Here is a 10,053-nt window from a genome sequence, read left to right as displayed (position 1 = left end):
AACTGGGGAATTTCAACGAGCGTCATCAGTGGGTAGCCCGCTACCGTGACCGCGGCAGCGCCGGCCTCGTGGACCGGTCCAGTGCTCCGGCCAACCGCCCCTCCCGGCTGCCTGCGTGGGTGGTGGAGTTGATCGAGCACTGGCGACGGACCAATAAGTGGTTCGCGCACAGGATCGCCCGCGAACTCGGCCAGGGGCACGGTGTCCGGTGCTGTGTGCGAACGGTGACGCGCTGGCTGGACCGGCTCGGGCTGAATCGCATCCGGGACATCACTCCCGACGGGGAGGACCTCCGCAAGCCCGGGAAGATCATGGCCCGCTATCCGGGCCACATGGTCCACATGGACGTGAAGAAGGTCGGGAAGATCCCCGAGGGCGGCGGCTGGTGGGCCCATGGTCACGGCAGCGAGAAGGCCCTGGCCAGCAGGCGTGCCCACAAGCAGAAGGCCGGCTACACCTACCTCCACTCCATGCAGGACGGGTTCTCCCGCCTGGCCTATACCGAGGCTCTCCAGGACGAGAAAGCCGCCACGACCATCGGGTTCTTCCACCGCGCCCGAGTGTTCTTCGCAGCTCACGGCATCACCAGCATCACGCGCCTGGTCACGGACAACGGCGCGAACTACACCGCGAAGGCGTTTAATCGTTCGACCAGCGCGTTCTCGGCCGGCACCAGCGCACCCGGGCCTACGCGCCCCGGCACAACGGGAAGATCGAGCGCTACCAACGGCTGATGAGCCACGAGTGCCTCTACGCCCGCCGCTACGAATCCGAGAACCAGCGCCGCGAAGCGATCAGAGTCTGGAACCACCACTACAACTACCAACGGCCCCACACCGCCTGCGGCGATCAGCCCCCGGCCTCACGCCTCCACACCGGCGTCGACAACGTCATGACCAACCACACCTAGAGGTAGAGAGCCACCGGTCAGCTTTCTCGTGTCTCTCCGGGGTTGGCTAATAGATCTATCACTCGGCGGCCGAGCCCGTCAATGCTCAACCAGTGGTTGATGCTGGCACGCTCCTGCCGCGAAGAGACTGCAAGGCGTCTGACAGCACTATCCAAGGCCTGAGCCATCTGCTCTGGGGACTGATCTGCCAGTCCTAGGATCTTCATGCCAACCCTGTCGTCCTGCACGAGGTGCCCTACGAGGTCGTCGTCGTTGATTACCACAAAGAGGCCGCTACCCATCGCCTGCTGGATGGTGATTGCGGGCATCGCGGGCCAGATTCCCACGTCCGCGGCATTCATCAGCGCGTTCAATCGCGCATGATCCGCAAAAGGAGCAACTATTACGGCGCCACCAGTTAGACTGCTCGAATCTAGCACCCCCCGCAACTGCTCAAGAGATGGGCCCACTACTAGGAGTCGCGAATCCGAGCCGCCACGACGAAGTTCACCAAAAGCCTCAATGAACTCTTCGAAGCGCTTCTCGCGTTTATACTTCCCCACCAAGAGGAAAACCCTGGTAGACTCCGTAAACCCAAATTCAGCACGGACCTCGTCCCGCAATCGTTGGTCATATCGAAAAATCTCGTCATCGAACGCCAACGGAAGTAGGTGAGACGGCACACCCGAAAAGAACTTTCTAAGCCGATTGCGCGTATCTTGGGTATAGCACAGAACCACTGCTGCTTTACGGACGGTTAACCAGTAGACCAGGCCCTTGGTCAGCGTGAATACAACCTCTTTCACCTTTTGCTGAAACGGCGACAGGTAAGCCCACATCGCGCGATTATCACCGAAGATCACGGCCCGAGGCTTCCCCCCACTCGCCCGCGTTGCCAGACTCGGCATGATCTGGCCGGGCATCATCTGGATTACAATGTCCGGGTCCAGGGCGGCAAGCGTCGAACCCACCCTTCGGTTGAAGGCCATGGCGCGCACATGCCGCGACGGGAGACGGATGATATTCGCGTCGCAGTACTTCCCGGTGAGCTCCGTATAACGCCGTGGTTGGCCGATTCGCCCGAGGTGCTCGTCAGTGAAGATTGGATTCACCTGATCGCTGGTGATCACATGAACTTCGTAGTCTTGCGCTAGAGACCGCGCCAGTCCGATCTCCTGGTATCCGCTGAAAGTGTCGAAATAACCGATTAGTACGACCACCTTTTTGGGACGACCGTTTGAGTTGTTGCCCACCATGGCAGCTGGATTTACCTTCCCGTACGATTTCGTTCTACGGCACTTGCAATCAAAACGTCTTCAATGCCACCGAGTCCACTCTCCTGAGAGAAATTCTTTCGATACACCACTGAGCACCTCTCCCTCATTGAGCGGCGTTCGTCCACAGACAGCGATGCAGCCTTCCGAAATGCTGCGGCGAGCGAATCCACGGACGAAGGCTCAGCTAGAAGACCCACCCTGTATTCTGCAACGACCTGGGACAGGTCCCCTGCCACAGCTGCAATGACGGGGATCCCATGGAACAACGAGGCTTGGAACTTGGATGGGATCGTTGCCCGGAACACCTCCAGGTCCTTCAACGACACGAGCGAGAAGTCTGACTCGGCATACAACTGCGGCATCGCCGACGGAGGAACAGGCCCGCCGAGTAAGACGTTCTGCGCCCCCAGCTGGACGATCTTGCGTCCTACCGACTCACTGGCCGTTCCGGCCCCGACGAGGCGGAGGACCACTCCGGACTCCGCTGTGCGGTGCGCCGCCTCGACAGCGACTTCGAGGTTCTGCATATCGCCGATGTTGCCCGCGTAGAGGATCTCTGTCCGTCCACGTGAATTGACTGGTTGCCGGGCCTTCACAACTTCATGGCTTTCGTTCGTCCAGTTGGGAATGGTCCTCACTCGATCGCCGGCTCCTCGCTCCGCAAGAAGGCAGGCCATCGTGGGCGCGATCGCCACAGCTGCGGACGCATGCTCATACACACTGGCCGCCCAGCGGTCAATGACACCGCCGACAATTCGCTGCGCCATCCCAGATCGGACAAGTGATGAGCCGATCACCGAATCGGGCCAGAGATCCTGGACATGCACCACATATGGCGTGCCACCCAGCAGTCGATGCAGCCACGGCGCGCCCGCGGCGGTGAGCTGCGTGGCGTAGACGTAGATGACGTCTGCGCCACGTATTAATTTTGTGGCAATTCCGGAGCTTGCGGCGAACGACGCGTAGCTGAGCGCGCGACGCGCCGGATTCATTGAGTGGTCTGTGAAGGTCGGAAGTCGAGTAATACGGATGCCCTCCCTCATCTCCACCTCCCCGAGCGATTGCCTGTACCCATCAAACACCTTCCCCCGCGGATAGCTCGGAAAAGTTGTCAGCACCTGTACATGATGACCTCGGGCGGCCAGCCCGCGAGCTACCTGCTCAGGGATCGGCACGTTCTCAGGGGCGTAGTATTGGGACAGAACCAGAATCTTCATTCGACATTCTCCGGTTGTCTCGCGGTGAGTCGTAAGGGGCTGATCACGTATCCAGCATTACCGTTCCGGAACCTCGCTGGGCACAGTGTCCGGATCCGTCGAGTCGAACAGCTCGCTGATCCAGAACTGTGTGATGAGTGTCTGTTCGCCGGTATTGGTGATGTTGTGAGCCCAGCCGGTCGGCATGTCCACGGCGGTGGGGCTGTCCCCATCGACATCGAGATCAACGCGCTCGGTCGGGTCCCCGAACACCTTGGCAATGCTAATGCGGGCGCTACCGGAGAGCACCACGAAGCGTTCGGCCTTGCGCAAGTGGTAGTGCTGACCACGGGTGATACCGGGACCGGTCGTGGAGAACGAGGTCTGACCTTGTCCACCCATCACACGGGCGGTCTCGACGAAGCTGCCGCGATAATCGGTGTTCATCTTCAACGGGATCGCTGGGCGGTCCAGGAACATGCGCGAGCGCAGCATGTTAAAAAGGTCGCGGCGTAGCGGCTCAGAGATGTCCGGGATCGTCCCCTGCTCGTAAAGCGAATGCTGCTCCCGCAGAATCTCCCACACCTCGCTGACCCGTACTGCGGTGCCTTCCGGCGTCACGTGACCGGCCGGGGCGTCCACGGCGTCGATAATCGTCTGCGCTGCCGCCTGCACGTGCAATAGCGGGACCTCGCGGTCCTGGATATCAGGCTCCTTGCCAATTACTGCCAGTTCTACGAACGTCGGTACAAAAGAGTTATAAAAAGGGCGTCCGTGTTCACCAAACAGGTTCGGCAGCCGTACATCGACGAACCGACCAGCCGCACCGTTCATCCATCCGCGCAGAACCTGGGCGGCGGCGGTCTTGCCGCGCCCGTAGGGTGTGTCAGAGTCTGCGTGGATCGTGTCGGCGAACACGACCACCTGCGGTACGCCGTCCCCGAACGCGTCCCGCAGTTGCTCTGCGAGCTCACGGTTGCCATTCTCGACGACGTCATCCTCGGCCCGGTTGATACCTGCGAGATGAAACACGACATCGATGTCGGTGGTGAAGTCCCTCAGCGAGTCCCATTGCTCCCTGCCCACGGCCTGGACGTTTTCGTAGCCGAGGGATTGCAGTCGGATCCGGAGGTGCCATCCCAAGAACCCGTAAGCGCCGGTGATCAGAATGCGTGCGTCGGTATCGAGAGGCATGAGGGCTCCTGTGTCTCGCTATGGTTGGTTATCTTGTCAGCCCACGCTTCGGGATCCGAAGACCTCGTCCTGCAGGGAGAGCGAACGTCGCTCTTGTGGCCCCTCGGGCTCGTTGGCGACGAGCGCGGACTTGTCCCTCGCCGCTTCCAACCACGGTTCGAAGGCCAAATCCGAGGGGGAGGCGGGGGTTACGGGCGCATGCGAGATCCGTGGATGGCGCGGGCTCTCCACCTGCTCGTTCACGGAGAACAGGTCCTCATGGAGCTTCTCGCCGTGGCGCAGGCCCGTGAACACGATCTCGACGTCCTTGCCGGACATCTCGATCATCCGCTTCGCCACGTCCAGGATACGTACGGGCTCGCCCATGTCCAGGATCATCACCTGGCCATCTTCCCCGATGGCGCCTGCCTGGACCACCAGTTCGCATGCTTCGGGGATGGTCATGAAGTAGCGGGTTACATCCGGGTGGGTGACCGTGACCGGGCCGCCCTTCTCAATCTGTGCCTGGAAGGTGGGCAGCATCGAACCGCGTGAGCCCAGCACATTGCCGAACCGCACCGAGACGTAGCTGCCGGCGTCCTGGCGCGCCGCCCAGGCGGTGAGGCGCTCCGCCATGCGCTTGGAGTGGCCCAGCACACTGGTGGGATCCGCAGCCTTGTCGGTGGAGATGTTGACGAACCGCTCCACGCCGACGTCCATGGAGGCGTTGAGCACGTTCAGAGTGCCCAGCACGTTCGTCTTCCACGCCTCGGCGGGGTACTGCTCGAGCATCGGTAGATGCTTCAACGCGGCGGCATGGAACACCACCTCGGGCTGGCGGTCCCGGAACACACGCTGCAGCCCCTCGGGGTCCCGGATGTCGGCCAGAACGGCGTCCTTCGTGTCCAGCAGGCCGTGTCCGAAGATTGAGATCTGGGTGGTGTGCAGGCCGGATTCGTCCCGGTCCAGCATGAACAGCTCGGCAGGGCCGTACTTGTGGATCTGCCGGCACAGCTCCGAGCCGATCGAACCGCCGGCCCCGGTGACCAGCACCCGCTTCCCTGACAGATACCCGGCAACGGAGGAGAGGTCGATCTCGGCGGGATGCCGGCCCACGAGGTCATCCACGGACACGTCCCGCAGGCTGCGTGCATTGCGGCGCTGATTCAGTGCCTCGTTGATCGAGGGGAACACCAGCAGGCGTACGCCCAGGGGGTCGGTCACGTTGTGGATTTCACGCAGGAAGGTGGAGTCAACGCGGTTGAGGCAGATGACCACGGCCTGAGCTCCGGTCTGTTCGACGAGGTCGGCGAGTCGCTCACCGGAGCCCAGCACCTTCAGCCCGTTGAGCACGAAGCCTTTCTTACCGGGATCATCGTCGATGAAACCCACCGGGTTGAACTCGGAGAGCGGATCAACGCGCATCTGGCGGACCACGGAGTGCCCCAGTTCTCCTGCGCCGTACAGAAGCGCTGGCAGGGCCTCCTCCCCCGGCACGGAACGCCCTTCCACGATCGCGCGGAACATTAAGCGGACTGCCCCCATGATGAGCAGTGCCATGGGGAACATCGCCAGGATCACGCTGCGCGGGATCGCGGCGGTGGCGAGCACCACCGCGGAGAGGATCACCGTCACACCCAGGGCGAGGAACGTGAGCACGCGCGCTTCGTCCAAGGACCCCACCACGTACTTGCGGCGGTACAGGCCATTCACATACCCGCCGATGCTCTGCAGCGCCATGGCCAGCAGCGTCACCAGGCCGACATTGCGCAACACATTGCCCCACGCCGCTGTCACCTCGACGTCCGCGAGCAGATAGCGGGATACGGTGAGCACCGTCAGGGTGATCAACCACGCGGTGGAATCCGTGACCAGACCCATCCACGAAGGGAACGGGCGGGTGCGCCTCGTCACCGGTACGGGAGTCTCAGCTTCCATCGACTCGGTCATTCCAGCCCTTTCCTCCATCAGTCAGCACTCCGGCTTCGCGGGGTCTGCTTGCTCGTGCTCGCTGCCTGCCTGGAAGCCCGCCCGTACACTGTCTCGTATCGTCTCACCCGCACGTCCCAACGACGATCCGTAGCGATCTCCCGACCCGCCTGCGACAGCGGGATGCGTCGTCGCGGAGGGGAAGGGGGGCGGCGGCTCACCTGGACGGCGAGTAGTGCGGGATCGTCGGCAAGATGCTCCAACCCGGATTGGGCGAGCAACTGCAGATTGTTCAGCAGCGGGGGAACGCTGCGAGCCACGCTGCCTCCCGCATGGTCGACGGCCGTGCTTTGTGCACGGCTGACCAGATCGTACCGCGAGGTCTCAGAGTTCTCCCAGGGTGACCACTACGAATCGGTCACAGAAAAAACGCGAGCATCCGGTATTTGTCGCATGTGCGGGCAACACGGTGGCGGTGGTCACCGGCCGACGGGCCCCCAGCCAGACGGCCCCGCGCCCCGCTCACCCCTCGAGGATCACCTGCTCCAGCTCCTTCTCGGGCATCTCGTCCACCGTGGGCTTGCGCAGCACGAAGAACACGATGCCCATCACCACCCAGGAGGCCAGGGCGATCAGCGGCTCGGTGGCCAGGGCGCCCGGGGAGCCGGGCACGATCAGCAGCAGCAGGAAGCCCACCGACAGCACCGCCCCCACGATGGCGATCACCTTTGGTGCAGCGACCCTGAGATCCGCGCCCTGATCCGCGACGGGGAGATCGCCGACGGCATCACACTCTCCGCGCTGCTGCTCGCCGGGCTCGGGGACTGAGGACGTCAGCGAGCGGCTGGCTCAGCTCGGCCGCGCCCCGATCAGCACCAGCCGGTCCCCGGCGGCGACGGCCACCTGGCCGGGTGCGACGGGCGCGACGACCCAGACGTCGTCGGGCGTGAGCAGCGACCCGGTCACCTGGCCGGTGGCCGTGTCGACGGCGAGGATCCTTCGGGCGAGGGTCAGGTCGTCCCCCGCGAGGAAGGGGTTGCGGCCGGGGTGGTCCTCGACGTCGTAGTGCACCACGACCGCGCCGTGCGCCGCCTCGACCCCGGGGACGATCGTGGTGCCGGTGACCCCGAACGACCAGGTCTCCTCGCCGGTCGCAGGATCGACCGCGGTGATCTGCTGGTCCCTCCTCTGCACGACGACGTCCGTGCCGGGCACCCCGGTGCGGGGCGCGGCGCGGCTCGAGAAGAAGTCCAGCGGTCCGACCGCCTGCCGGGCCCCGGTCTCCGGATCCAGCGCATACGCCTCGACGGGGACGTCCTCGCCGAGCGTCTCGCCGTCGGCCTCCTGGACGGTGCGCAGGGTCCCGTAGATCCAGTCGCCCATCGCGACCGCGCCCCGGCCGAGGCACGGCAGATCCCGCTCCCAGGACACCCGGCCGTCGGCGGACCAGCCGCGGGTCGTGCACAGGCCGTCCGGCCCCTGCTCCGCCGACTCGTGGACGACGACGTCGCCCATCACCCCGAGGAAGCCCGCCACCTCGAGGGTCCCGAGCGCCTCGCCGGTCGCGGGGTCGAGGAGATCCGTCGGCCGCGGCGCGCGGGTCGACGAGTCCGGGCCGTGCACCGCCGCGACCGCCGGGATCTGCCGCGGCTCCCCGGGATCGACGTCGACCTGGCGGACCGTGCGGAGGCCGAGCGGACGGGGATGGGAGGCGCGGGACCAGGCCTCCGTCCCGTCCGGGCCGATGCCGAGCGTGCGGCAGGACTCATGGTCGGCGTCGTCCGCGCAGGTGACGACCACGAGGGCACCATCGGCGGCGGCGACCGGTTCGCGGAGATGGTGGCCCTCGAGATCGATCTCGACGGGAGCGCCGTCCCCGTCTCCCACCGCCGCCTCGGCGGGATGGCTCCACAGCACCTCGCCGCCCGGGGAGATCCACTGGGTGAGGACCTGGCCCCGCTGGCTCTCGTACTGCACCAGCACGTGCCCGTCGGTCGCGACATGGAAGCGCCGCGGCGTGCCCCCGCCCGACGGATCGTGCACCCACAGCTCTTCCCCGCTCGCGAGGTCCACCGCGTGGAGGCCCACATCGTCCGAGTACAGCAGCCGTGTCCCGTCGGAGTGGACCCTCCGCACGAACCCCTGGACGTCGAGGGACCACAGTGGGTCGCCGTGCAGCTCCCGGACGGCGAGGCGCCACGGGACGGCGACGGCGAGCGCGAGGGCGAGGACGAGCAGAGATGTGCCGAGGACGCGCCAGCGGGTGGTCGGCAGCGCCGTGAGCAGGACGAGCACGCCCACTGCCGCGAGCGCGAGGGCGAGCAGGTACGGGACGAGCCCCCCGCCGGTCCACAGCACCGCGCCGATCGCCGCCGCTCCGCCGAGCACGACCACCGCCCCGATGCCGATTCGCCGGCGCGCCTGCCGCTCCCCCATGGCCCCTCCCCTGGTGTCCTCACCTCGGGCGGTTCTCCCGCCCTGGTCAGTCAGCCTATCGAGGGCGCGGCCCGGGCGAGGCATCTTCGGCACGCCCCGGCCGGCGGAGGAGATTCGGCGTACCGGTCGCCGAGCTGGGCGACACTTTCGGCGGCTCACCCGGTCCGAGAGCTGAGCCTGTCTCTTCGGGGCCGGCAACGACCCCGCCCGTCGTCCAGCGGATCGACCGATGCACACTCACCAACCCCGCCGCATACCACGCTGGGTATGCTTGGCGTCATGACCGTGCCGCTCCAGGATGCCCCCCGGGTGCTCCGCGCCGCTCGCGAGGATGCCGGGATGACGCAGCGTGCGCTGGCCGAGGCGGTCGGAGCCCAGCAGCCGCACATCGCGGGCATCGAATCCGGGCGTCGAGCGGTCTCCGCCGAGATGCTCGCCCGATTGCTCGCCGCGGCGGACTACCGCCCCTCCCTCGCTCTCGCCGCTCATCGGGACGAGCTGCTAGCCCTCGCCGAGCGGCGGGGGCTCCGCCACGTCAGAGTCTTCGGCTCCGTTGCCCGAGGATCGGACCACCACCAGTCTGATGTCGATCTCCTGGTGTCCCGGGACCCTGACTCCGACCCCCTGGACTATGCGCTCTTCGTCGCCGACGCGTCCGACCTACTCGGCTTCCCTGTCGACGTGGTGATCGACGGGGTGGAGACGCCCGAGCACCTCCGGGAGACGGCGGTGCCGCTGTGAGCTCGGCAGACGATTCCCCGTCGGCGCGGGACCGGTGGCGGATCCAGGGCCGCGCCGAGTGCGAAGCCCCCGGCGCGCCCTCGCCCGCGGAGGCGCTGCTGGTCGAGCTCGACCGCATCCAGGTCCGCCTCGACGATGTCATCGAGCAGGGGCGCCCGGCCTTCTTCGAGGGCTCGGACAGTTATGACCGGGCAACAGTGGCCGTCATCCGACTCGCCGCGCTGTTCGAGGAGCCGAGCCGCTTCGCACCATTCCTCACCGCAGTGGCGGACGACGAGCGCCGGGGGATCATCACGACCCGGAACATCGCGGCACACAGCGGCTACCGGGCGATGGACGCCGACCTCTTCTGGCAGGCCACCACGGGGCACCTGCCGGGCGTCATTGCGCGTCTCCGCACTGAAGTCGAGTC

Annotated in this window: 8 protein-coding genes and 1 pseudogene; 3 read left to right on the top strand and 6 right to left on the bottom strand. The window is 65.6% G+C overall.

What is annotated here, in order from left to right; genetic code table 11:
- Window positions 1–910, top strand: a pseudogene (locus M3B01_RS13905) (IS481 family transposase); the annotation flags it as partial.
- Window positions 911–927: 17 nt separating this feature from the next.
- On the opposite strand, the gene M3B01_RS13900 reads toward M3B01_RS13905, so the two are convergent.
- The 6 genes from M3B01_RS13900 to M3B01_RS13875 form a co-directional block, all read right to left on the bottom strand.
- Window positions 928–2,145, bottom strand: a complete 1,218-nt coding sequence (locus M3B01_RS13900) for a glycosyltransferase family 4 protein (protein WP_259793057.1) — start codon at window positions 2,143–2,145, stop codon at window positions 928–930.
- An 11-nt stretch (window positions 2,146–2,156) separates the two neighbouring features.
- Window positions 2,157–3,383 (bottom strand): glycosyltransferase family 4 protein, encoded by a 1,227-nt coding sequence (locus tag M3B01_RS13895; protein ID WP_259793055.1) that lies wholly within the window; start codon window positions 3,381–3,383, stop codon window positions 2,157–2,159.
- A 57-nt stretch (window positions 3,384–3,440) separates the two neighbouring features.
- Window positions 3,441–4,556 (bottom strand): NAD-dependent epimerase/dehydratase family protein, encoded by a 1,116-nt coding sequence (locus M3B01_RS13890; protein ID WP_259793053.1) that lies wholly within the window; start codon window positions 4,554–4,556, stop codon window positions 3,441–3,443.
- A 36-nt stretch (window positions 4,557–4,592) separates the two neighbouring features.
- On the bottom strand, window positions 4,593–6,416 hold the full coding sequence (locus M3B01_RS13885; protein WP_259793051.1) for a nucleoside-diphosphate sugar epimerase/dehydratase: 1,824 nt from the start codon (window positions 6,414–6,416) through the stop codon (window positions 4,593–4,595).
- A gap of 570 nt (window positions 6,417–6,986) precedes the next feature.
- Window positions 6,987–7,190 carry a hypothetical protein gene (locus M3B01_RS13880; RefSeq protein WP_259793050.1) on the bottom strand — a complete coding sequence of 68 codons (204 nt, stop codon included), beginning with the start codon at window positions 7,188–7,190 and terminating at the stop codon, window positions 6,987–6,989.
- Between the two features lie 123 nt (window positions 7,191–7,313).
- Window positions 7,314–8,900, bottom strand: coding sequence for a PQQ-binding-like beta-propeller repeat protein (locus M3B01_RS13875; RefSeq protein WP_259793048.1), 1,587 nt, complete (start codon window positions 8,898–8,900; stop codon window positions 7,314–7,316).
- 279 nt (window positions 8,901–9,179) lie between these two features.
- Here M3B01_RS13875 and M3B01_RS13870 point away from each other — a divergent pair, with 279 nt between their 5' ends.
- Together M3B01_RS13870 and M3B01_RS13865 are read left to right on the top strand one after the other, a co-directional pair.
- Entirely contained in the window at window positions 9,180–9,641 is a 462-nt protein-coding gene (locus M3B01_RS13870; protein ID WP_259793045.1) for an XRE family transcriptional regulator, read from the top strand.
- Window positions 9,638–10,053, top strand: a 416-nt coding sequence (locus tag M3B01_RS13865; RefSeq protein ID WP_259793042.1) for an antitoxin, incomplete at its 3' end; no start/stop codon positions are given. The genes M3B01_RS13870 and M3B01_RS13865, both read left to right, overlap by 4 nt.

Source organism: Brachybacterium sp. p3-SID957 (genome assembly GCF_025144775.1).
GTDB lineage: Bacteria > Actinomycetota > Actinomycetes > Actinomycetales > Dermabacteraceae > Brachybacterium > Brachybacterium epidermidis.
Note: the sequence above shows the minus strand (reverse complement) of the source record. Positions and strands in the feature narration are given on the sequence as shown.